General features: G+C 32.8%; 19 protein-coding genes. 15 read left to right on the top strand and 4 right to left on the bottom strand.

All coding sequences use genetic code 11. The annotated features are described in order from the left end of the window. Positions 1-29 precede the first annotated feature (29 nt). Positions 30-845: an aldo/keto reductase gene (locus HSACCH_RS11200; protein WP_005489917.1), complete on the bottom strand. Its 816-nt coding sequence runs from the start codon at positions 843-845 to the stop codon at positions 30-32. A gap of 217 nt (positions 846-1,062) precedes the next feature. On the opposite strand from HSACCH_RS11200, the gene argC reads away from it, so the two are divergent. The 12 genes from argC to HSACCH_RS11140 all read left to right on the top strand — a co-directional run bounded on the left by argC (position 1,063) and on the right by HSACCH_RS11140 (position 13,215). Then, on the top strand, positions 1,063-2,175 hold the full coding sequence (gene argC, locus HSACCH_RS11195; protein WP_005489916.1) for an N-acetyl-gamma-glutamyl-phosphate reductase: 1,113 nt from the start codon (positions 1,063-1,065) through the stop codon (positions 2,173-2,175). A 55-nt stretch (positions 2,176-2,230) separates the two neighbouring features. Further along, the gene (gene argB / locus HSACCH_RS11190) at positions 2,231-3,100 is read left to right on the top strand and encodes an acetylglutamate kinase (RefSeq protein WP_084815760.1); all 870 of its coding nucleotides are present in this window, start codon (positions 2,231-2,233) and stop codon (positions 3,098-3,100) included. Between the two features lie 65 nt (positions 3,101-3,165). After that, positions 3,166-4,362 carry an aspartate aminotransferase family protein gene (locus HSACCH_RS11185; protein ID WP_005489914.1) on the top strand — a complete coding sequence of 399 codons (1,197 nt, stop codon included), beginning with the start codon at positions 3,166-3,168 and terminating at the stop codon, positions 4,360-4,362. Positions 4,363-4,531: 169 nt separating this feature from the next. Beyond that, on the top strand, positions 4,532-6,433 hold the full coding sequence (locus tag HSACCH_RS11180; RefSeq protein WP_005489913.1) for an SEC-C metal-binding domain-containing protein: 1,902 nt from the start codon (positions 4,532-4,534) through the stop codon (positions 6,431-6,433). A 201-nt stretch (positions 6,434-6,634) separates the two neighbouring features. Further along, positions 6,635-7,186, top strand: a complete 552-nt coding sequence (locus HSACCH_RS11175; RefSeq protein ID WP_084815759.1) for an ECF transporter S component — start codon at positions 6,635-6,637, stop codon at positions 7,184-7,186. A gap of 174 nt (positions 7,187-7,360) precedes the next feature. Next, positions 7,361-8,098 carry a polysaccharide deacetylase family protein gene (locus HSACCH_RS11170; protein WP_005489911.1) on the top strand — a complete coding sequence of 246 codons (738 nt, stop codon included), beginning with the start codon at positions 7,361-7,363 and terminating at the stop codon, positions 8,096-8,098. A gap of 5 nt (positions 8,099-8,103) precedes the next feature. After that, complete coding sequence (locus tag HSACCH_RS11165) at positions 8,104-8,682, top strand: hypothetical protein (RefSeq protein ID WP_005489910.1); 579 nt, start codon at positions 8,104-8,106, stop codon at positions 8,680-8,682. 192 nt (positions 8,683-8,874) lie between these two features. Further along, a complete protein-coding gene (locus HSACCH_RS11160; RefSeq protein WP_005489909.1) occupies positions 8,875-9,477 on the top strand; it encodes an HAD family hydrolase in 603 nt (200 codons plus the stop codon). A gap of 5 nt (positions 9,478-9,482) precedes the next feature. After that, positions 9,483-10,139, top strand: a complete 657-nt coding sequence (locus HSACCH_RS11155; RefSeq protein ID WP_005489908.1) for a DUF47 domain-containing protein — start codon at positions 9,483-9,485, stop codon at positions 10,137-10,139. A 25-nt stretch (positions 10,140-10,164) separates the two neighbouring features. Next, positions 10,165-11,208: an inorganic phosphate transporter gene (locus HSACCH_RS11150; RefSeq protein WP_005489907.1), complete on the top strand. Its 1,044-nt coding sequence runs from the start codon at positions 10,165-10,167 to the stop codon at positions 11,206-11,208. Positions 11,209-11,303: 95 nt separating this feature from the next. Then, positions 11,304-12,650, top strand: coding sequence for a mechanosensitive ion channel family protein (locus HSACCH_RS11145; RefSeq protein ID WP_005489905.1), 1,347 nt, complete (start codon positions 11,304-11,306; stop codon positions 12,648-12,650). Positions 12,651-12,663: 13 nt separating this feature from the next. Then, positions 12,664-13,215, top strand: a complete 552-nt coding sequence (locus HSACCH_RS11140; protein ID WP_005489904.1) for a DJ-1 family glyoxalase III — start codon at positions 12,664-12,666, stop codon at positions 13,213-13,215. A 142-nt stretch (positions 13,216-13,357) separates the two neighbouring features. Here HSACCH_RS11140 and glgP read toward each other — a convergent pair whose 3' ends face one another. The 3 genes from glgP to HSACCH_RS11125 all read right to left on the bottom strand — a co-directional run bounded on the left by glgP (position 13,358) and on the right by HSACCH_RS11125 (position 17,543). Then, positions 13,358-14,968 (bottom strand): alpha-glucan family phosphorylase, encoded by a 1,611-nt coding sequence (gene glgP, locus HSACCH_RS11135; protein WP_005489902.1) that lies wholly within the window; start codon positions 14,966-14,968, stop codon positions 13,358-13,360. A 96-nt stretch (positions 14,969-15,064) separates the two neighbouring features. Then, on the bottom strand, positions 15,065-16,549 hold the full coding sequence (locus HSACCH_RS11130; RefSeq protein WP_005489901.1) for a glycosyltransferase: 1,485 nt from the start codon (positions 16,547-16,549) through the stop codon (positions 15,065-15,067). Further along, positions 16,542-17,543, bottom strand: coding sequence for a carbohydrate kinase family protein (locus tag HSACCH_RS11125; RefSeq protein ID WP_235044019.1), 1,002 nt, complete (start codon positions 17,541-17,543; stop codon positions 16,542-16,544). The genes HSACCH_RS11130 and HSACCH_RS11125 overlap by 8 nt, the downstream gene beginning before the upstream one ends. Before the next feature lie 205 nt (positions 17,544-17,748). On the opposite strand from HSACCH_RS11125, the gene pulA reads away from it, so the two are divergent. The 3 genes from pulA (at position 17,749) to gtfA (ending at position 23,273) form a co-directional block, all read left to right on the top strand. After that, on the top strand, positions 17,749-19,668 hold the full coding sequence (gene pulA / locus HSACCH_RS11120; protein ID WP_040477475.1) for a type I pullulanase: 1,920 nt from the start codon (positions 17,749-17,751) through the stop codon (positions 19,666-19,668). Positions 19,669-19,792: 124 nt separating this feature from the next. After that, positions 19,793-21,694: a DUF4914 family protein gene (locus HSACCH_RS11115; protein WP_005489898.1), complete on the top strand. Its 1,902-nt coding sequence runs from the start codon at positions 19,793-19,795 to the stop codon at positions 21,692-21,694. A 127-nt stretch (positions 21,695-21,821) separates the two neighbouring features. Continuing rightward, on the top strand, positions 21,822-23,273 hold the full coding sequence (gene gtfA / locus HSACCH_RS11110; RefSeq protein ID WP_005489897.1) for a sucrose phosphorylase: 1,452 nt from the start codon (positions 21,822-21,824) through the stop codon (positions 23,271-23,273). Positions 23,274-23,290 lie beyond the last annotated feature (17 nt).

Below are 23,290 nucleotides of genomic sequence, written 5' to 3'. Positions count from 1 at the left end.
AAGGAGACCTTTTTGAGTATGCTAAAATTTTATTCAAAATTTGGATAACCTGGATCAATCAGTCTATTATTTTGATCTAAAAGTTCCATTTCTCTGGCTGCATCAATTGGGAAATCCCAGTCAAATATTGCTAAATTATTTTTAAGATGAGCTTCAGAACTTGCTTTTGGAATAGCTACAATATTTTTTTCAACCAGCCATCTCAAAGCCAGTTGAGCTGGAGTTTTATCATATTTTTCGCCGAGAGACTTTAAGACGCTATTTTCAAATACTTCTCCCTGGGCTAATGGACTATAAGCAGTAAGTATAATATCATTTTTAAAAGCAAAATCTAAAAGGTCCTTTTGATAAAGTGTTGGATGAAATTCTACCTGATTAACAGTAATTAAATCAGGGTAAAATTCTAAAGCTTCTTTTAAAAGTGGGATTGTAAAGTTGCTAACTCCAATATTTATTGCTTTTCCCTCTTCTTTTAAGTCTTTCATTGCTTTTAAAGATTCTTCAATTGGTACTTCGGGACTGGGCCAGTGAATTAATAGTAAATCAAAATATTTGATATCTAATTCAGTTAAAAGACGGTCTGCAGTTTTTTTGAGTTGCTCAGCTTCTAAATCTTCACTCTGAATTTTAGAAGTAATGAAAAGCTGATCACGCTTAACATCGGATTCATTTATGGCTTTAGCAATAGCCTGATGATTTCCATACATATCAGCAGTATCTAGATGACGATAACCGAGCTTGAGAGCTTTTTTGACTACCTCAGTACATTGGTCTCCTCTTAAGCCAGAAGTACCCAATCCTAAAGCAGGTATTTCATTTCCATTTTTAAGTTTAAATTTTTTCATGAACTCACCCCTTTTCATTCCTATTTAAAATAATTATAAGGGACTTCGGTTTTAGAATATATTAATCATTTAACATCAAATTAATCTTTATTTATTTTTAATTAGTTAAATAACTTGATTCAAATACTTTAATGCGGTAAAATAAGCAAAAGATATAATTTAATATATTTAAAACTTATAAATTTTTATAGAAGGTTAAGTATGAAGGAGTGAGTAGATGATAAATGTTTCAATAATTGGTGCCACTGGTTATGTTGGGGTTGAATTGATGCGTCTTTTACATGAGCATCCAGAGGTCGAAATTAAGGATTTGGTTTCTAAAAGTAGTGCTGGTCAGCTATTAATTGATATTTATCCTCAATTTAGAGGTTCAAAATTGAATGATCAAAAATTAATTGCACTGAAAGATTTTAAAGCTGAAGCAAGTGATTTAATTTTTACAGCCCTACCACATGGAGTTTCACAGGATATTGTAGCTGAGCTTTATGGTAAGGGTCCAAAAATTATCGATTTAAGTGGTGATTTTCGTTATCAAGATGTAGATATTTACGAAGAATGGTATGGATTTGAACATCGGCATCCTGAACTAGTTAAAGAAGCAGTCTATGGACTGGTGGAGTTAAATCGATCTAAAATAAAAAATGCAAATTTGGTTGCTAACCCAGGTTGTTATGTAACTGCATCACTGCTTGCCTTATTACCATTAATTAACTTTAAAAAAGCAGATCCTTATTCGATTATTATTGACGCTAAATCAGGAGTTAGTGGTGCCGGGCGCAGTTTAAAGGAAAATTTATTATTTACTGAAACTCATAATTCAATGAAAGCTTATAGTCCTGGTGTTCACCGCCATGGTTCAGAAATTGAATATATTTTAAATCAGTATTTAAAAGGTTCTTATACTGAAAATAAAATTTATGATTCTAAAGTAACAGTTGATAGTAGTAATTTAGAAAAAGAAAAAAACAGGGTCGAGGTGTTATTTACTCCTCATTTAGTTCCAATTAAAAGAGGGATTTTAGCTACTATTTATCTCGATTTAAAGGAGGCTAGTTCAGCGGCAGAGATTTTAGAAATATACCAACAGGCATATAATCAGGAAGAATTTGTACAGGTGCTTGCTGATAAACTGCCAGAAATTAAAAATATTGCAGGATCAAACTTTGCTCAGATTGGTTTTAAATATGATCAGCGCACAAACAAAATCATTATTGTTTCAGTTATTGATAACATGCTCAAAGGAGCAGCTGGACAGGCTGTACAGAATATGAATCTAATTTTTGGTTTTGCTGAAAATATAGGACTTAAATCAACAGCCTTATTCCCTTAAAAATAAAAGCTATTAATTTTTAGAGTTAGTAGAGAGCAGCAAGGAGGAGATTAAAATAGAAAAATTAATAGAAAAGGCAAATGTTTTAATTGAAGCTTTACCTTATTTTAAAGACTTTTTTGGTAAAACTTTTGTTATTAAATATGGCGGCAGTATTATGGCTGATGATGAACTAAAAGAAAAATTGATAGAAGACATCACACTACTTAAATATGTAGGGATTAACCCGGTAGTCGTTCATGGTGGGGGACCAGCAATTAACAAAACACTTAATCGCTTAAATATTAAAGCAAATTTTATTGATGGACTTAGGGTTACAGATAAAGAAACAATGGAAATTGTGGAAATGGTGCTTTCAGCTCAGATTAATAAAGAGATAGTTGCTTTGATGAATAAAATGCAGGCTAAGGCAGTTGGTATTTCTGGCAAAGATGGTGGTTTAATTACGGCAAAAAAGAAGAATTTTAATGATCCTAAAAAAGATTTAGGTTTTGTAGGAGAGGTTGAACAGATTAATCCTGAGTTAGTAGAAAAATTAATTGAAGATGGATATATTCCAGTAATTGCACCTGTTGGAGTTAATGCTCAGGGAGAAACGTTAAACATTAATGCTGATAGTGTTGCAGGAGAGTTGGCTGCATCTTTAAAGGCAGAAAAACTAATTTATTTGACTGATGTTGATGGGATTCGTTATGATGCTAAGGATGCCAGCAGTAGGGTCTCACAACTAAGATTTAAAGAAATTAAAGAATGGATTGCTGATGGTAAAATCCAGGGAGGAATGCTGCCAAAGGTTGAAGGTTGTATGCAGGCAGTAGAAAGAGGGGTTATTAGAACTCATATTTTAAATGGTCTGGTGGCTCATCCACTTTTATTAGAAATTTTTACTGATCAGGGAGTAGGGACGATGATACTTAAAGACTAGATTAATTTGAAATTCAAATTTGATTTTAAAATGATTTCCACATCTAAGAAGGGAGTAGAGATAAGATGGAAATAGAAGAAATAGTTGAAATGGATCAAAAACATTTTATGAATGTTTACAGTGGTAGATATCCACTTTATGTTGAGAAGGCTGAAGGAATAAAATTACACAGCAAAGATGGTAAAATATACCGTGATTTTTTAGCAGGAATTGGAGTCAATGCTTTAGGATACAGTAATCAGCGTTTTAAAGAAGCTCTTAAAGATCAAATTGATAAAATAATTCACTGTTCTAACTTATATTACATAGAACCACAGGCTGAGCTTGAAAAGAAATTATGTAAGAATTCTTGTTATGATCGTGTGTTTTTTGCTAATAGTGGTTCAGAAGCCAATGAGGGTGCTTTAAAGCTGGCCCGAAAATATTTTAAGAAAAAAGGAAGTAACAAATTTGAAACTATTTCAGCAGATAAATCATTCCATGGGAGAACAATGACAACTGTAACAGCAACCGGTCAGAATAAGTATAAGGAGCCTTTTGTGCCCCTTCCCGAAGGGTTTTATACAGTACCTTTTAATGATTTAGAAGCCTTAAAAGAAGCGGTTACAGATAGAACAGGCGCTATATTGTTAGAGCCAATTCAAGGAGAAGGCGGAATTTATCCTGCAGAAAAAAAATATTTAGAAGGTGTGCGTAAACTTTGTGATCAAAATGATATCCTTTTAATCTTCGATGAAGTTCAGTGTGGAATGGGGAGAACAGGAGAGCTGTTTGCTTATCAAAATTATGGAGTTGAGGCAGATATAATTACCCTTGCTAAAGCCTTAGGTGGCGGAGTTCCAATCGGGGCTTTCATGGCCAAAGAAGAGGTTGCAGCAGCTTTTGAAGCAGGTGACCATGGAACAACTTTTGGTGGTAACCCATTGGCAACTAGAGCAGCCTCTGAAGTAATGGATATTATGCTGGAAAATAATTTTTTAGCTTCTGTAAAAGAAAAAGGTAATTATCTAAGATTAAAGCTGGATAAGATGGTGGCAGAAAATGATAACTTAATTGAAACAAGAGGTATAGGCTTAATGCTGGCTTTAGAGCTTGGAGAGAGTTTATCGGCCAAAAAAGTTACAAATCAGCTTTTTGAGCGTGGATTTTTAGTTAATGCAGTTAAAGAACATACTTTACGTTTTTTACCGCCTTTAGTAGTAGAAAAAGAAGATATAGATTTATTAATTAAAAATATTAATCAAATCATTACCGAAAAATAGCCTGAAACAACTTTAATTTAACTTTAAATAATGTATTTATTCTGCTATAATTAAAAGAGATGAAAATAAAATTTAAATAGAAAATAATTGAGCTCCAAAAGCTTTTTTAGCTTGATGGAGCTTTATTATTGTGAAAATTTTATAATTATCAAGAAAGGTTGGTTAAAAAATGAATAAAAGACTAAAAGGTCTCAAGGAAAATATTGAAAAAAGAAGAGAAAAAGATACAGTTCGCTCTTACAGTATAGGTCGAAATGATTCCTGTCCTTGTGGCAGTGGGAAAAAATTTAAGAAATGTTGTGCCCGTAATAATCCAGATAAAAGTATCGAAGAATACTTTGATGCAGTTAAAAATGCAGAAAGTGAAGATGAAGTGATAAGTCTATTGAAGGAGGCTGTAAAAAATTATCCTCTTGAACATAGATTTTTACTGCCACTAATCGTGTATTCACTGCAGAATAATGACTATCAAGAAGCAGGAAGACATTTAAAGCATGCTTGGCAGTTAATGGGAATAGATCTAGATGAGGCATTTATCTCACCTTTAGTAAATATTATGTTGGATCAAGAAGAAATTGAAGAAGCTGAAGCACTTGTTCGTAAAGCTTTGGCAGAAAAAGGCGAAAGCATTCCTCTTTTAATAGCTTTAGCTGAAGTCTATAAAAAAGGTGAAAATTTCCAAAGAGTTAATGATATTATTGATCGTGCAATGCAGATTGATTCAGAAAATTTACAGTTAATTGTTTTTCGTTTGGAAACTCTAATGGATTTAGATGATGTAGTAAGCGCTCTCAGTCTTTTTGAAAAATACTATGAGCAATTAAAAGAATATAAACATATGCGAGTAATTTCATTCCTGGATGATTTTATTAAGGAAAGATTTAATTTTGCTGAAAATAAGAAGCTGAAGAAAAAAGAGGCATTATCTCAGGCAGCAGAAATTTTTAATGTTTTTCAACAATTAGATAATCTAAAAATGAGTTCAGCCCAGTCTGAGGGTAGAGAATTGTTAAATCAGATCAAAAACTTGCCACCTAAAAATTCTCAGATGGCTCTTGATATTCTAGCCCGTTATCTGGCAGCAGAATTATATTCAGATTTTGCTGATTTTGCCGAAGAATTAGAATCTGAGCATCTGAAAAATCCTGATTTTTTAAGACTTTTATTCCTTGCAGATTATAAACAAGGTAATTTAAAAGAAGCTGAAGAAAAAATAAAAACTGCCTTTACTATTGAAAAGAGCAGAAAAGATGGTCATTTTCACAACTGGCAGGTAGCTGCTGATTACTTAAGATATTTAGTTGATCATGGGGAAGATCAAGATTTAGCTAATTTTGTTGGTGATTTTGCGAAGCTGCTGGATGATGATGACAATTTATTAGCAAGTTTAATGATGTTGATTGAAAATGAAGAAGCTAGAAATTATCAAAAGAGTCTTTTAAATGAGTTATTAGAGTTAGTTGAACTTGGTTTAATAGATCAGCTCCAAAAGAAAGATATATATAATAATAAACTTTTTATTAGTTTGGCTGCTCTTGATGGAGAAGAAACAATTTATGATAAAGGCAGAGACATAACAACTCAAGAATTAAAAGATGTTATTGATGAAGTTGAGACCTCTGAGATAGATACACCTGCTTTAAGCTATGCCAAATTAAGACTTTTAAAATATCAATCAGAGCTTGAATCTAAGCAGGAAGAAGATTTGTTACAGCAGGTAAAAGAAGCTGTTGTAGAAAGTTATTTTGATACGGTTGCTTATTATGAAACCATGCTAAGATTTGCAGATCCAGCACCAATTTTAACCGAAATTCCACATGGTAAATATTTAGACGATGAGTATCTTGATTTCTATAGATTAATTGCAGCTTTAAAACTTAACTATTATGAAATGGGAACAGAACTCTTTCACCGCCAGCTTTTAAGAGAAAGCAAAAAAAATAAGGTGATGAGTTATTTAGTTAGACTGCTTCGCTATTTTAAAGAAGATAATTTAATTGAACACTTTAGAGCTATGGAAGTAGATGAGGTAATTATTAATTACTTAAAGAAGTTGACAGAAAAAAGATAAAAGAGTAAGTCAAATGATTAAAATTAACTATAGAGCAATAAATAGTTTAAATTATAGATAATTTAAGAAAAAATTATTAAATCACTTGTTATTACAGCTGATAATTATTATAATATATCTATAACAGCAGGGACGGTAACTCATTTATGAGAACTGTACCCAGATTAAAACTGTTAAATAAAATAAGTTTAGTCCACCTGGATCGACGGACTGGGATGGGAGGAAAAGAAAATAAAACTCAAAACAAGACAAATTGTAATTGCTGGTATGTTGGGAGCTATTTCTATTATTTTAGGTGCTACTGGATTAGGGCTTATTCCCTGGCCAAGTGCAGCGGGACATGCAACAATAATGCATCTTCCTGCTATTTTAGGAGGTATTATTGAAGGCCCGATAGTTGGATTATTAATCGGTTTGATTTTTGGAGTTTTTAGCTTTATTAGAGCAACTAATCCGATTTTTGCTGATCCAATTATTGCTGTTTTACCTCGGCTTTTTATTGGGATTGCAGCTTATTATGCCTATCGTTCGACAAAGAATTTTAATCAGAGTACTTCTTTGATTTTGGCAGGTGCAGTAGGTACTATTGTTAATACAGCAGGAGTTTTAACTTTAGCTGTAATCAGAGGATATTTACCTTTGAGTGCTGCATTAGCTGTAGCAGTGACAAATGGTATTCCAGAAATTATTGTAGCAGCAGTATTCTCATTGATCATCGGTAAAGCTTTAATAAATTTCCAACAAAACAATTAAAATAAAGACACTGTTGTTAATTAATTTTAGCTTCAGTGTTTTTAGTTGTCTGCTGCGAATATTTTAAAAAACAACTTATATGTGCTTTTGACTTAGCTCCTGCTCTTAATGTATAATATAATATATAGGTTATAGTTAGAAAACTCCATTTTAGGCTTGAGAGGAGGAGTTAAAATGAAAGATAAGCAGAAAATTAAAAAAGTACTGGAAAATACAGAAATATTACTTGAACCAGATGATTTAATTTCTACTGACCATGCTACAACTCTTCACTACTATGTAATCAGCAAGCCATATTATTTGGATGAATTTCCTGATGAAGGTCCAGAAACTAAGGTGAGAGAAGGTAAGATAACTTGGGAGAAACCTAAACTTCTAACTCCGAATTATATGATGAATATGAGTGGTTTTAGTGGTGAAGCAAAAAAAGCTATGCAGATGATTGCGCGTGATAATCCTGATTTAGCAGGTTTGCTTTATAAAATGAACTATCGCAAACAATCAATTAGCACTTTTACTATTAGCAAAGAAATCGAAGCTGCAGAAGCTGAAATAAAAGAAGAAATTGATGAAAATGACGAAAATTTAACAGTTATAATTAAAGGAGTAGATGAGCTCTGGGATGTTTCTTTAATGAAATTTATTCAGAGTTTAGTCTTAAAAAGCGCCTATAAGTCTCAACTTCCTGATTATGAGGAAAAAGGGTTTTTAAGTACTGATGATAAAGGATATTCAGTAATAACCAGAAATCTCGAAGGACTGCCAATTGCAGCCAGTGAAGAGATCGAAAAAATGTTTGAAATGGTTAAAAATGGTGATGAAGATCCTTCTAAGTTAAAAAAGGAACTTGATCGCTGGGGAGTTTTTAATGCATATCAAGATAGATTTTTTGATCTGTTTAGGGAGGACTGATAATTATGAAAAGTGCTTATGAAAAAGCTATGGAGAGAGCAGATGAAGTTTATGGAGCAAATGATAGTGATGTGAATTCTTTAGAAATTAGGGAAGAACTGAAGAAAATAATGGCACCGTTTTTTAAAGGGAAAATGGATGCCGAAGCTTTATGGCATGAATTAGAAGAAAAAAAAGAGTCCTATTTAAAAGAAGCACAGATGATGTTGATAGAATCAATAGGACTTCGTAATTCTTCTGAGCAAATAGAAAGAAGAAAAGAAGCAGTTGTTGCTGTTGAATCATTAAAAGACAGTGAAAATTCTTCGTTTTTTGAAAAACAGTTTACTCAAGCCCAAAGTCTGCAGCAGCAGTATCAAACTCAGAAAAAACAACTTGATGAACAGGTTAAACAACATTTAGAGCAGGCACAGGGTCAAGGGCAAAACCCATTAGCTGCTTCCCAAAATGGAAATGCTGATGGTCAAAGAGGAATGAATGCTCAGATGAAACAACAATTAGCTCAAAAAGTATCTGAGTTTCAAGAAGGCTACAACAAGCGTTTCAATAAATTAATTGAAAAAATGAAATCAGAAATAGAATAGTATATAATTTATTATAAAAAATTAAGATTAACTTATATAAATTCATTTTAAAATCCGACCATTTTGTGTCGGGTTTTTTATTTTTAAATTAAAATAAACAGGAGAACTTTGATTAAGCTAGAATATTATATTAAGAAGATTAAATATATTTACATTAGAAAAATATAGAATTTATTTAATGAGGTGTAAATTTTGATAAAAAATATTGTTTTTGATTTAGGTAATGTATTGTTAGATTTTGATCCTGAAAGATATTTAGAAGCTTTAGGTTATCAGGGTAAAGTGAAAGAGCAGTTGAAATCAGAAATTTTCAAAACAGATGAATGGCTGATGCTTGATCGAGGAACCATTAGTCAGGAAGAGGCTGTAGAAATTTGGCAGCAGCGAAATCCAGATTTGCGGGGGGAGATTGCTGATGTAATGACCGATTGGGAAAAAATATTAACATTAAAAAAGGAAAGTTTAGAAATTTTAGAATCTCTTGCTGCAAAGAATTACAATCTTTATATTTTATCAAATTTTCATGAAAAAGCATTTACTTATGTAAGTAATAAGTATAATTTTTTTGATTATTTTGATGGAAAAGTTATTTCAGCGGATATAGGAATGATTAAACCAGATCCCGAGATATATGAGCATCTGTTGAATAAATTTAATTTAGAAGCTGGAACAACTTTATTTATAGATGACTCCCAAAAAAACATAGCAGCGGCTATTAATAAAGGAATAAGAGTTATTCATTTTAAAGATGCAGCAAGTTTAAAAGAAGAATTAAAATTATATCTTAAGGAGTGAAGTTGATGCCTCATATGTTGTTTGGCCGTTCAAAAGAGTTGGAAATAAAAATCACTGAATATCTTGATCTTGTCAATAGAGGTTCTCTAACTTTTAAAAGAGATTTAAATAGATATATTAAGAAAAACTTTGCCCTCTTTGAAGAATCTTTAAATGATATTAAAGAGATAGAAAATGATGCTGATGACCATCAAAAGGATATTAAATATAAGCTTTATAAATATATGTTGATTCCTGAATCAAGGGCAGATGTATTAACAATTATTGAGGAAATTGATACTATTACTGATTTAGCCAAGGAAGTTATTTTCGAGATTTCTATAGAACAACCTATTATTCCTGATGAATTAGAAAATGATTTTTTAGAATTAGTTGAAAATAGTACTGAAGCTGTGGACATGCTTGTTAAAGCTATTAGAGCTTTTTTCGAAGAAATTTCTCAGGTTAATGATTATGTCAATAAAGTTCATTTTTTTGAACATCAGGCAGATAAAAATGAAGAGAGGTTAAAAAGAAAAATATTTTCTGATCAATTTGAAAAAATTGATATAGCTCATAAAATACAATTAAGATATTTTATTGAAGAAATTGCTGCTTTGTCTGACCAGGCTGAAACTGTTAGCGAAGATGTTTCTGTGGCGGCTATCAAAAGAAGAATCTAATAAATAGTAGATGGTGGTGTAAGAAATGATCGAAATTATTATTTATCTTTCCAGCGGTTTATTTTTAGGCTGGTCTTTAGGGGCAAATGATGCAGCTAATATATTTGGAACTGCTGTCGGAAGCAGGATGGTGAAATTTTCTACTGCGGCTTTGATTATGACAATTTTTGTAATTTTAGGTTCTGTTGTCAGTGGCGCGGGGGCCTCACATACACTTGGTGCATTGGGACAAGTTGGCACTCTTCCAGCCGCATTTGTTGTCGCTTTTGCTGCGGCAGTTGCAGTTTCTTGGATGACAAAATTAAGTTTACCTGTTTCTACATCTCATTCAATTGTTGGTGGGATTATTGGCTGGAATCTTTATTCAGGTTTTGCTACAGATTTAAATGTCTTAAGAGAAATTGTAGGGGCCTGGATATTCTCTCCAATTTTATCAGGTTTTTTTGCAATTGTTTTATATTTTATTTTTAAAAAATGGTTAAATAATTCAAAAGTGCATCTGCTTCAGCTTGATTTTTATACAAGATGGGGACTTTTAATTGTTGGAGCTTTTGGTGCATATTCATTGGGAGCTAATAATATTGCTAATGTAATGGGAGTTTTTACAGGAATTATGAAGATAAATGACTATCAGCTAGGAATATTTAGATTTAGTGGTTCCCAACAGTTATTTTTACTTGGAGCTATTGCAATTTCTGTAGGGGTGGTTACTTATTCAAAAAGGGTAATGCTGACCGTTGGTTCAAGCATTATGGATATTTCGCCTGTCGGTGCTTTTATAGTTGTACTTGCAAGCTCTACCACACTTTTTGTTTTTGCATCTGCTACTTTAAAAAACTTTTTAATTCTGCTTGGTCTGCCTTCTTTACCATTAGTTCCAGTTTCAAGTTCTCAGGCAGTCGTTGGTGCAGTGTTAGGACTTGGTCTTGCTAAAGGTGGTAGAAACATAAACTTTAAATTACTAGGTAAAATTGGAGTTGGCTGGATACTTACACCGATTACAGCAGCACTGATTTCATTTATATTATTATTTTTTATGCAAAATGTGTTTGTAAGGACAGTAATTTAATGATTTAAATAAACCACTAAATATTATTGTGCAAGTTGATAGAAGTTAAAGTCTACTAGCAAATTTTGTGGACTTGCTCCGAGGAGGGTCAATTAATGTTTGAGGGTATAAAACTAGAAAATTATCTAGAAATTCTGATAGAAAAAATTCAAAACAATCTTTTAGTTTGGTCTAATTTGATTGAATTAATACTATTTTTATTATTAGTTATTGCTTCTTATTTTTTAAAAAAAATTTTATATAAACAGGTTGATGAACTACTTACTAAGATAGATGCTTTAAGAGAGAGAAAAAGGATTAGAATAATAGATCAACTATTATATCCTTTAATTTTAATGATTTTAGTTGGCATTTATTATGTTGCTGCAGTTTCTTTTGATTTGCCTGTTGTAATAATAAGTATTTTTGGTAATTTAGTTTCTGCCTGGTTGATAGTAAAGGCTATAACTTTATTTTTTCCGCGAAATAGGATGTTCCGTTTTTTATCAGCTTTAATCTGGTTAGTTACTGCTTTAAGAATTCTAAATATTTATCAGGAAACTATAAATTTTTTAGATAGTTTAGCGTTTAACAGCGGCAATTTAAGAATTTCATTATTATTAATTATAAAGATAGTAATTATTTTTAGTGTTTTATTCTGGCTTGCAGGTAAGTTAAGCCGGATTGTAACAAGTAGAATAGATAAAAGCGATGATTTAACACCATCTGTAAAGGTATTATTAACTAAAATGGCTAAATTTTTAATTTTTACTTCAGCAATTTTATTTACTTTAAGTGCAGTTGGAGTTGATTTAAGTGCTTTTGCATTCCTTGGTGGTGCTGTTGGTGTTGGCTTAGGTTTTGGTCTGCAAAAAATTGTCTCTAATTTTATTAGTGGAATTATTATTCTGGCTGATAAATCAATTAAACCTGGTGATGTAGTAGAAATTGGAGATGTTTATGGCTGGGTAAAAAAATTAGATACTCGTTTTGTTTCTGTAGTAACACGTTCTGGCAAAGAGTTTTTAATTCCAAATGAAGACTTTATAACTAAAGAGGTGATTAATTGGTCTTATAGTGATGAGCTTGTCAGAGTAGATGCAAAAGTAGGTGTAGCTTATAATAGTGATCTAAGATTAGTTCAAAAGTTAATGATGAAAGCAATAGAAGAAAAAGATAGAATTTTAACTGATCCTGAGCCAAATGTACTTTTAACAGATTTTGGCGATAGCTCAGTAAATTTTGAAATAAGATTTTGGATTAGTGATCCTCGAAATGGAATTCAAAATATCCGCAGTAAAGTTTTGCTTTCTGTGTGGGATCATTTTAAAGAAAATGAAATAGAAATTCCATTTCCTCAGCGAGATTATCATTTAAAATCATTACCAGATGATTTAAATAAATATTTAAATGATGCTAAATCAAAAACAAAGAAAGTAAAAGAAGAATCAGAAGAGAATTAAAGGAGGTTAATTTATGAAAAAAATATTAATTCCTTTAGCAAAAGGGTTTGAAGAAATTGAGGCAGTAACAAATATTGATGTTCTTCGACGTGCTGGACTTGATGTTTTAACTGCTGGTATTGGGAGCAGAGAGATAGAGGGAGATCATGAGATTAAGATTGAAACTGATATAGAAATATCTGATGTAAATGCTGAAGATTTTGATGCAGTTGTTTTACCAGGTGGAATGCCCGGGGCTGCTAATTTAAGGGATAGTAATCAATTGCGTAATATTATCAAGAAACTAAATGAAGATAATAAATTATGTGCAGCAATTTGTGCAGCGCCAATTGTACTAGAGGCAGCAGGTATTTTAGATGGTAAAAATGCAACTAGTTATCCTGGTTTTGATAAAGATATGACATCCTGCAATTATCAGGAGGATAGAGTTGTGATTGACGGTAATCTAATTACAGGTAGAGGTCCCGGGGTTGCTATGGAGTTTGCGATGACATTGGTTGAATATTTGTTAGATAAAGAAACTAAAGATGAGCTTGAAAAATCAATGTTAGTTAAAAATAATTAGTAATCTAGTTTTGGAAAAATAAAAGCAAATAAAATTAAGAAAAGCCTACCCGTTGTTCCACTGAAAGTAGTGGAGTTCAGGTAGGCCTTAATTTTATCTAGCTGTAGTCGTCGTGAAGGTTATGGTCAATTCTTTTTATTATTTATTTATTATACATTTCGGAGTAATATCTTTCTAGCATTTTTTTGGCTGAGAATCTTTCATAAGTTGTAGCAATACTTTCTGTCATCATATCTTTCCAGCGATCTTTGTTACCGTAGAAAGTAGGGACAACTTCATTTAATAAGACTCTGTAAAGTGCGTAAAGATCACTTTCATCTTGACCTTCACCTACATAGCCATCTCCAAACTGCCAACCATTAATTCCATGTTCACAACCTTCAACCCACCAGCCATCAAGAATACTTAGGTTTAAACCACCATTCATAGCAGCTTTCATACCTGAAGTACCACTGGCTTCAAGTGGTTTGCGGGGATTGTTTAACCAGATATCAACACCGCGAGTCATATAACGAGCTATTTCCATATTGTAATCTTCTAGAAAAACTACACTATTTGGAAATTCTTTTGCTTTTTTAACTAAATTCGCTACAATTTCTTTTCCATTATCATCAGTTGGATGAGCTTTACCAGAGAATACTATCTGAATATCCCCTGATTCTAAATATGGATCAATAAGATCAGATTTTTTAAAGATCAGATTGGGACGCTTATAAGCAGTAGCTCTTCTTGCAAATCCAATAATTAATTTATTTGGGTCAAGTTTTGCGCCATTTCTTTCTTTAATAAAATCAACCAGTTCCTGTTTCATTGTCTGGTGTGTTTTGTAAACTGCTTCTGTATCGCCCATATTTTCTATAATTCTATCATCAACCCAGGTGCCTCTGTGAACACCATTAGTGATTGAGATAATAGGTGATTTACCAGCAACATTCTTCCACATTTCTCGGGAAGTCTGGCCGTGTAATTTAGCAACACCATTAGACATTCTTGAAAGACGTAAACCTGCAACAGTCATACTAAATGGGCTGTCACCTATTTCTTTCATTTGTTTTCTAGTTAAAGTATTGAAAGCACTCATTTTTTTGAGGCTGTCTAAGCTGTGAGATTCATTTCCTTCTTTAACAGGGGTATGAGTTGTAAAGACAATCTCATCTTTAACTGTATCCCAAGCTGTATGGAAGTCCATTCCTGTTTCTATTTTTTCTCTAATTAGTTCAGTTCCAGCTAAAGCAGCATGACCTTCATTGAAATGATAAATATCAATGTTAAGACCAAGTTTGCGAATAGCTTTAACTCCACCAATACCCAGAGCTATTTCTTGAGCAATTCTTTTTTCATTAAAACCGTCATAGAGACCATCAGTAATTGTTTGGTACTTTCTGTTTTCAGGAAGATTTGCATCTAATAGATACAAAGTTGCATTGTCAAACTTATCTAATTTCCAAATCTTCAGTGTAACTTCTTGATCTCTGATCGTTACGGAAACTGTTTCCCCAGTATCTTCTGCGTGTTCATAAATTTCATTATTTACAGGATGTTGGTCTTCAGGTCTACCAGCCTCATTAATTACCTGTTTTGAGTAACCTTTGCGCCATAAAAGTCCAATTCCTGTTACAGGATAAGAAAATTCTTTTGCCGCTTTTAAAATATCTCCTGCTAAAATACCTAATCCACCTGCATAAATACGCATATTTTCATCTAATCCATACTCCATGCAGAAATAAGCTGTATGTGGCTTATTGTTGTTCATTAACAAATCACTCCTCAATATTAATAAAAATTCATCGTTTAATTTCCAATAATAGTTATCACTATCTATTTATTATATCAAATTTTCAGCAAATGTCTATTTTTTAAAGGTTTTTTCTTTAAATCTTTCTAATAACCGATGCTCATTGTCACTATCAGGCAAGAAATAATAAGCAGGAATTTCACTGTGGATTACTGGTATTTCAAAACTTAAGCCTTTTTCCATTGCTTTAAGATATCTTTTTGCTGTTTGTTCCCAGGTATATTTACTTTCTACTCTTTCTTTAGCTTTTATCTGATAATTTTTCCAGATTGAACTTTTACCAACTATTTTATTTAGTCCTCTAGCGATGTCATCTGGATCTTCAGGATCAATTAGAATTCCAAACTCATCATCAGCCATTATTTCGCTCTGACCACCATTTTTAGTTACAACTGCAGGTAAACCTGCTGCCATTGCTTCTACTGGTGCCAGTCCAAATGGTTCATAAAAAGAAGTAAGAGAAAATACGGATTCCCTTTCAGCTAGATAACCATAACATTCTGCTAGTTGCTTTTGACTGTTTAAAGGAAACATTGATACTTTACCTTTTAAATCATTTTTTTCAATAACTTCCATAATCTTATCTAAAATTTCTTTTTCTTCACCTGCAGCTGAACTGTAATCTTCAAATGGATTTTCAATTCCTCTAAGTGTAATAACAAGATTTGCTTCATCTTGTAATTCTTTATTACCTGCAAAAGCCTTAACTAAAGCCAGATGATTTTTCTTTTGATCTAGACGACTAGCACAGATAACAGCTGGTTTATCAATTCTATTTGTATTTAAATCTCTTTTCAAATAGTTTTCAATCATTTCAGCAGTTTTTTCAGAATAACTGCCATCGAAAACATCAGTATTAACTCCAGGTGGAATTACAGAAAATTTATGATCATTTTCAACATCTACAGCACCTTTGTAATAAGGGTGGGAATACTGTTCCATTCTTTCTTGGCTTGTACTAACTATAATTTGATTAGCAAATTCCATTGTTAACCTTTCTGCAATTATCCGATTATGGAAATTAAATCTATCAATTAACTGATCAAAATTTTCTTCAGAAAAGTTTAATTTATCCATTTTTTGTGCACCAAGGGAATGCCCAGTAAAAGAAAAAGGAGTTTCCATTTTTTCTTTTAGCAATACACCAGCCAATCCTCCATCTCCATAATGAGTAGTGAAAAAATCTGGGAAAGCTCCCTCTTCATCATAAAACTCGGCAATTGCATCAACATATTCTTTTAAATGAGGCCATAGTTTTTCTTTGGCTAAAAATTTATCCCCACCAAAAGGAAGACGAATTATTCTTAAATTATCAGTATCCGGGTAACTGTCATACAGTTCACTAAATTCTGGCCATTCTGGATCATTGATCTGACGAGTAATTATATCAACATCTACCCCCATTTTTGCTAAAGCCTTACTAACTTCCTTAACATAAACTAACTGTCCTCCAAAATCAGGATGTTCAGTCCAGTAGCTGTCATTGGGATCAAAATTACCCTGTGGATTTAAAAATGCTACATGTTTAATTTCACTCATTAAAATTACCTCCTTCAATTGGCTGAATATCATAATAAGCTATAATTTCGCTTAACGGTGGAACAGAAGATAAGGCACCAACACCTTGAATTTTAAATGCTGCAACTGCATTTCCTAGTTTTGCTGCTTCATTAATTGGAAGTCCTTTTAAAATCCCTGTTAAAAAACCTGACCAAAATGAGTCACCTGCACCTGTTACATCTACTACCTTCTCTGAAAAAACAGGTATATGAAGCGGCTCAGTACTGCCATCTGAAAGCAGAACACCATCTTTTCCTAAACTCAAAATAACAATTTTAGCACCATCACTGTGATACTTTTTAAGGTAATTTTCGGGATGATCCTGTCCATAAAGATGATAAGCATCATCTAAAGAAGGTTTAATGAAATCTGATTGGGCTAAAAGTCCTCTTATGATTTCACTACCTTTATTACCCTCAGGCCATAGGTTTGCTCGAAAACTTGGATCAAAGGCAAAAATTTTATTTTTTTTAACTGCATAATCAATAGCTTTAATTGCTGTAGCTCGAGCTGGATTTTTAGATAGTATAAAACTTCCAGTAAAAAAGATTGAAGAATTATCAATTTTATCATATATTTGTTCACTTATCTGCAAATTAATATCTGCCCCCCGATAGGCTATCCAGGAAGGGGTTTCTTTATTTTTGTTAACAAATATAATTGGAGTTCCTTCTTCTTGATCATACTGCATACAATCAAGATTAATATTTTCATTTTCTAATGTTTCAATTAAATATTCACCAAATTCATCTTTTCCTACTCGACTTATAAATGCTGTTTTATTTTCTAGACGCTGCATATTGACTAAAACATTGGCTGGAGAACCACCAAAATAGCGGGTGAAATTAGCACATTCTTTAAGGGGAGCCTCTTCTCTAGATATCATATCTAGTAAGACTTCTCCATAAGCAGTTATGTCAAAATCTTGTTTTTCAAACTTTAAACTATCATGTAATGTTAACAATCTTCTCACCTCACATTATAATATTTAAACTGCTCTTAAATATTATTTCTACATAAATATTGAATAACCTGTTTTTTAAAATAATTAATCTAATAATTTGGCAGGAATAGTCATAAAAACAAAGAATAAATTATAATATAGGATGGTAAAAGAATAGTTGTTTAAATATAATTTTGAAAATTATCATAAATGCATTATTATTGGAGATGATTTTATGTTTAAAGAAGATTTAAAAACTAATCCTGCAAAATTATATTATGCAGGTAACGATTTAGGTTTAACTTTTTCTGAAAATGAAATTAATTATAAAATATGGTCGCCTCCGGCTCAGTCAGCTTTTATCGAAATTTATGCTGATGATCAAGGGGCTAAGAAGTTAGATGAATTAGAATTAGAAGCATCACCAAGTGATACCTGGAAAGTTAAAATTCCAGAAGAGTATTATAACAAATACTATCAATTAAGACTTAAATTAGCCCGCAAAGAATATAGATTTGTTGATCCTTGGACTAAAGCTGTGGGAACAAATAGTAAATATGGTCTAATAGTTGATCCAACTCAAATATATCCACCTAGCTGGACTCGTGACCAAAAAATTAAGCTTGAAGATCCTGTAGATACTGTAATTTATGAGCTTCATGTTAAAGACTTTTCAGTATCGCCCGAAAGTGGGATTAGACATAAGGGCAAATACAATGCTTTTACTGAAAGACATAGTGTTAATAAAGAAGGAATGTTAACAGGTATTGCCCACCTTAAAGAATTAGGAATAACCCATGTTCATTTGCTTCCCGTATATGATTTTGCTTCAGTTGATGATACTGATCCAGATGATTATAACTGGGGTTATGATCCTCTCTATTATATGGTTCCAGAAGGCTCTTATGCTTCAAATCCAGCTAATGAAAGCAGAATTTATGAATTTAAAAAGATGGTCAAAACACTTCACTCTTATGGAATTGGGGTTATTATGGATGTGGTTTATAATCATACCTATCATACTCAGAATTCACCATTTCAAAAGATTTTCCCAAATTATTTTTACCGTTTTACCGAAGATGGAGAATTTGCTAATGCTTCTGGATGTGGAAATGAAATTGCAACTGAAAGAGAGATGATGCGTAAATATATTGTTGATTCTCTTCTTTATTGGAGTGAAGAATACCATATTGATGGTTTTCGTTTTGATTTAATGTCTTCTATTGATAGAGAAACTATGTTATTGGCTGAACACAAGCTGCGCCAGGAGAATCCTTCAGTTTTAGTTTATGGAGAGCCCTGGGCAGCAATAGAACCACAGCTGGAGAAATATCAGCAGATTCATAAAGGTGATCAAAGAGGAACTGGAATTTCAGTTTTTAATGATAATTATAGAAATGCTCTTAAAGGAGATAGCGATGGAACAGGAAAGGGTTTTATACAGGGCAAAATTGGCTTAGAAAGAGAAATTAATGAAGGCATTATTGGCTCAATTGGATTAGAAGAACGACGTTTATATGGATTTACTCTTCAGCCTGGAGAAAGTATTAATTATGTAGAAGCCCATGATAATTTAACACTCTGGGATAAATTGGCCCGGTCCTGTCCCGGAGCTAACGAAGAGCAGCGCAAAAAAATGCATAAACTTGCCCAGATGATTTTATTTACTTCTCAAGGAGTTCCATTCATTCAAGCTGGAACAGAGTTTTTGAGAACAAAATTTGGGGATAAAAATAGTTTTGACTCTGGAGTTGAGATTAATGAATTGAAGTGGGAACGAAAAACAACTTATCGAGATCATTTCAATTATTTAAAAGGGCTGATTAATCTGCGCAGTCATCACCCTGCATTTAGAATGAAGAAGCGCTCAGATATTAAAGACAATTTACATTTTATTGATTCACCTTTTGGAACTGTGGGTTATGGAATATTTAATAATGCAAATGAAGATTCTTGGAGCACTATTTTAGTTTTATTAAATCCTTCTAAAGAGTGGAAACAATTTTATCTTCCTGACAATAGAACCTGGGCGATAGTTGTTGATGATAAAGAAGCAGGGACTGAGCCAATTAGATTTTTCCATTCAAATGAAGTTTTAGTACCTCCCATTACAGGAATGGTGATTTATGCTGCAGATTTAGTTACAGGCTATTAAAAGCTTGTAGCTTTTCTGTGCTTGTGGTAAAATAAATAATAAGTATTTTAGTAGTGAATAATTTTAATCAGAATTGTTGTAATTTTTTGTAATTTAGAATAATGAAGGGAGAAAAGAGTAGCTTATGCTTAAAGATAAGAATTTAAAAAATGTTGAATTACCGGAAGAAGTTGAGGAATTACTTCAGGCCTGCCCTAAATATACTGTTGCGCATAATGAGCAGCAGCTGGTTGAGCTTTCTGTTAGAGATGCTCAAAATGGTTGTCAGGAAGTTAAATATGAGATACCTGAGAAAGGTGAGGTAGTTGAAGCAGTTGTTTGTAAGGTACGTAATGGTATTTCTGCTAATTATCCTGACCCTTATATGCGTCGTCGTGATCCTAACTGCATGTTGATTGCAGATGAAAAAGCTACTGATAAAGAAAGATATGAGGATCGTTTTGATGAAAAATTTGAGAAAAATATGCGCTCAGAGACTTTTGAGTGGTTAAAGAAACAAGAACTAGCTTTATTCTTTTTTGAAACTGGCCCTAATGGTTTGGGAGTAAGAGCAATGGCCGTTGTACCGGCAAATGCAGCTTTTTTTGCTTTTGGTCTTTCTCTGCTGCAGGGAATAGTTGATACAAGAAAGCGAGATGAGTTATTTAAACCATCTTCATTTATTTATATAGCACCACCATTTCGCCATACCCATTTTGGTGGAGAACAAGTTGTAGTCCACCGTAGATTAGATAATAAATATGAGATGTTTGCCTATAATCTATATCCAGGGCCCAGTGCCAAAAAGGGAGTTTATGGGATGCTGATCAATCAGGGCGAAAAAGAGGAATGGGTAACTCTGCACTGCTCAGCTGTTCAAGTAGTAACTCCATATGGAAACACAGTCAATATCTCTCACGAAGGTGCTAGTGGTGGTGGTAAAAGTGAGATGTTAGAAGATATGCATCGAGAAAGAAGTGGGCGTCTACTTTTTGGTAAAAATTTAATGACAGATGAAAAGTTTCATATTACCTTACCTCAGGGTTGTGGTCTGCGTCCGATGACTGATGATATGGCAATTTGTCACAATTCACTCCAAAAAAATAATGGTAAACTAACTTTAATGGATGCTGAAAATTCTTGGTTTGTTAGAGTGGATCATATTAATAAATATGGTACTGAGCCGAACTTAGAATCTATTACGGCAGATCCAGATAAACCTTTATTATTTTTAAATATTGATGCTGCTCCAAATAGTACAGCTTTAATTTGGGAGCATATAGAGGATGAGCCGGATAAACCTTGTCCTAATCCTAGGGTAACTATTCCTAGAGATATTATACCCGATGTTTTAAAAGAACCTTTATCAATTGATGTACGTAGTTTTGGAGTTAGAGTACCACCGTGTACTAAAGAAAATCCAACTTATGGAATTTTAGGTTTATTTCATGTTCTGCCTCCAGCTCTTGCCTGGTTGTGGAGGTTAGTTGCTCCACGAGGACATGGTAATCCAAGTATTATTACAGGTGATGGAATGAGCTCAGAGGGGGTAGGATCTTACTGGCCTTTTGCCACAGGTAAAAAGGTTGATCAAGCAAATTTATTATTAGATCAGATTATTGACACCCCAAAAGTTAAGTATATTTTAGTTCCAAATCAGCATATTGGAGCCTGGAAAGTTGGATTTATGCCTGAGTGGATAACAAGAGAGTATTTAGCTCGACGAGGTGGAGCCTGGTTTACAGAAAATCAGTTAAGGCCTGCTAGAATGCCGCTTTTAGGATATTCACTGCAGGAATTGTTGGTAGAAGGCCAGAATATAGAAAGAGAATTTTTGCAGGTCCATCGTCAGCCAGAAGTAGGCCAAAAAGCCTATGATATAGGTGGTAAAATTCTTTCTGATTTCTTTAAGAAATGTATCAAAGAATATTTAGAGCCTGGACTTAATCCGATTGGTAAAAAAATTATTGAAACTGCACTTAATGATGGCAGTGTAGAAGCTTATAGCGATTTAATAGAAGGAGAACCTATAATCAGAGAAATCTAAAAGAAGAGTTTAAGCTCTTCTTTTTTTAAAAATATGTTAAACGGTTGACATATAAATCTAAACATAATAAAATAAGACTATAATTTATTTTTGCAATACATTGAAAAGAAAAATGGGAGGAATTAAATTGACAGCAAAGAATAAAACAATGTTAATTACATATGCCGATAGTATGGGTCAAAATTTAAAAGATTTAAAAGAAATTCTTGATAAACATTTTAAAGATGCAGTTGGTGGAGTCCATATTCTACCATTTTTCCCTTCTTCAGCAGATAGGGGTTTTGCGCCTTTAACTTATAGAAAAGTTGATTCTAAATTTGGAAACTGGGATGATGTAGAAGCTTTGAAAGAAAATTATTATTTGATGTTTGATTTTATGGTGAATCATATTTCAAAGCAGTCTGAGTATTTTAAGGATTTTAAGCAGCATAAAGATGATTCAAAGTACTCTGATTTTTTTATTCGTTACAAAGATTTCTGGGATAATGGGGAACCAACTGATAAAGAAGTAGATTTAATTTATAAGCGTAAACCTCGTGCTCCCTATATTGATGTAGAATTTGAGGATGGTACAAGCGAAAAAATCTGGTGTACCTTTGCGGAAGAGCAGCTAGATTTAAATATGGAGTCAGAGGTAGTTAAAGAATTTATCAAAGAAAGTCTGGAATTTTTGGCAGATAAGGGAGCTTCAATTATCAGACTTGATGCCTTTGCTTATGCAATTAAAAAGGCTGGAAGCAGTTGTTTTTTTATTGAGCCTGATATCTGGGAACTTTTAGATTATTGTAAAGACATTTTAAAAGAAAAGAATGTGGAAATTTTACCTGAAATTCATGAACATCATTCAATTCAGCTTAAGATTGCAGATAAAGGTCATCCAGTTTATGATTTTTCACTGCCCATGCTTTTACTGCATTCAATTTACAGTTCAACTTCTAAAAGGCTTAGAGATTGGCTCAAAAAATGTCCTGATAACCAATACACGACTCTTGATACTCATGATGGTATAGGTGTTGTTGATGTTAAGGATTTAATGACTGATCAGGAAATAAAAGAAACTCGAGAAATGCTTTATGAGCAGGGTTCTAATGTGAAAAAAGTCTACAGCAGTGAAGCTTATGATAATCTTGATATTTATCAGATTAACTGCAGTTATTATTCAGCTTTAGGTAATGATGATGATTCTTATCTATTGGCAAGAGCAGTTCAATTTTTTACTCCTGGTATACCACAGGTATATTATATGGGGCTGCTGGCTGGAAAAAATGATATTGAACTTTTAGAGGAAACAAAGGTCGGAAGAAATATTAACCGCCATTATTATTCTAAAAATGAGATTGAAAAAGAGCTTAAAAGACCGGTTGTACAGCAGTTGATTAAATTGATGGAGTTTCGTAATTCATACCCTGCTTTTAATGGCAACTATACTATTCATGATTTATCCAAAGCAGAAGAATTGATGATCAGCTGGCAAAATGGAGCTGCCGAAGCGCATCTAAAAGCAGATTTTAGTGAGCATAGTTTTGAGATTAGATATTATGATCAAAAAACAGATGAAATGAAAACATTAGCTCTATAAGCTAAAATATATTAATA

Origin of the sequence: Halanaerobium saccharolyticum subsp. saccharolyticum DSM 6643, from assembly GCF_000350165.1 — a bacterium.
Classification (GTDB): Bacteria; Bacillota; Halanaerobiia; order Halanaerobiales; family Halanaerobiaceae; genus Halanaerobium; species Halanaerobium saccharolyticum.
This window is presented reverse-complemented; position numbering and strand designations above follow the sequence as displayed.

Excerpts from the sequence above, each read along its gene's own strand:
- HSACCH_RS11165 (WP_005489910.1), top strand. The coding sequence starts at position 8,104 with ATGAAAAGTGCTTATGAAAAAGCTATGGAGAGAGCAGATGAAGTTTAT.
- HSACCH_RS11130 (WP_005489901.1), bottom strand. The coding sequence starts at position 16,549 with ATGAGTGAAATTAAACATGTAGCATTTTTAAATCCACAGGGTAATTTT.
- HSACCH_RS11150 (WP_005489907.1), top strand. The coding sequence starts at position 10,165 with ATGATCGAAATTATTATTTATCTTTCCAGCGGTTTATTTTTAGGCTGG.
- HSACCH_RS11170 (WP_005489911.1), top strand. The coding sequence starts at position 7,361 with ATGAAAGATAAGCAGAAAATTAAAAAAGTACTGGAAAATACAGAAATA.
- HSACCH_RS11140 (WP_005489904.1), top strand. The coding sequence starts at position 12,664 with ATGAAAAAAATATTAATTCCTTTAGCAAAAGGGTTTGAAGAAATTGAG.
- HSACCH_RS11200 (WP_005489917.1), bottom strand. The coding sequence starts at position 845 with ATGAAAAAATTTAAACTTAAAAATGGAAATGAAATACCTGCTTTAGGA.
- glgP (WP_005489902.1), bottom strand. The coding sequence starts at position 14,968 with ATGAACAACAATAAGCCACATACAGCTTATTTCTGCATGGAGTATGGA.
- HSACCH_RS11145 (WP_005489905.1), top strand. The coding sequence starts at position 11,304 with ATGTTTGAGGGTATAAAACTAGAAAATTATCTAGAAATTCTGATAGAA.
- HSACCH_RS11115 (WP_005489898.1), top strand. The coding sequence starts at position 19,793 with ATGCTTAAAGATAAGAATTTAAAAAATGTTGAATTACCGGAAGAAGTT.
- pulA (WP_040477475.1), top strand. The coding sequence starts at position 17,749 with ATGTTTAAAGAAGATTTAAAAACTAATCCTGCAAAATTATATTATGCA.
- HSACCH_RS11185 (WP_005489914.1), top strand. The coding sequence starts at position 3,166 with ATGGAAATAGAAGAAATAGTTGAAATGGATCAAAAACATTTTATGAAT.
- HSACCH_RS11155 (WP_005489908.1), top strand. The coding sequence starts at position 9,483 with ATGCCTCATATGTTGTTTGGCCGTTCAAAAGAGTTGGAAATAAAAATC.
- argC (WP_005489916.1), top strand. The coding sequence starts at position 1,063 with ATGATAAATGTTTCAATAATTGGTGCCACTGGTTATGTTGGGGTTGAA.
- HSACCH_RS11180 (WP_005489913.1), top strand. The coding sequence starts at position 4,532 with ATGAATAAAAGACTAAAAGGTCTCAAGGAAAATATTGAAAAAAGAAGA.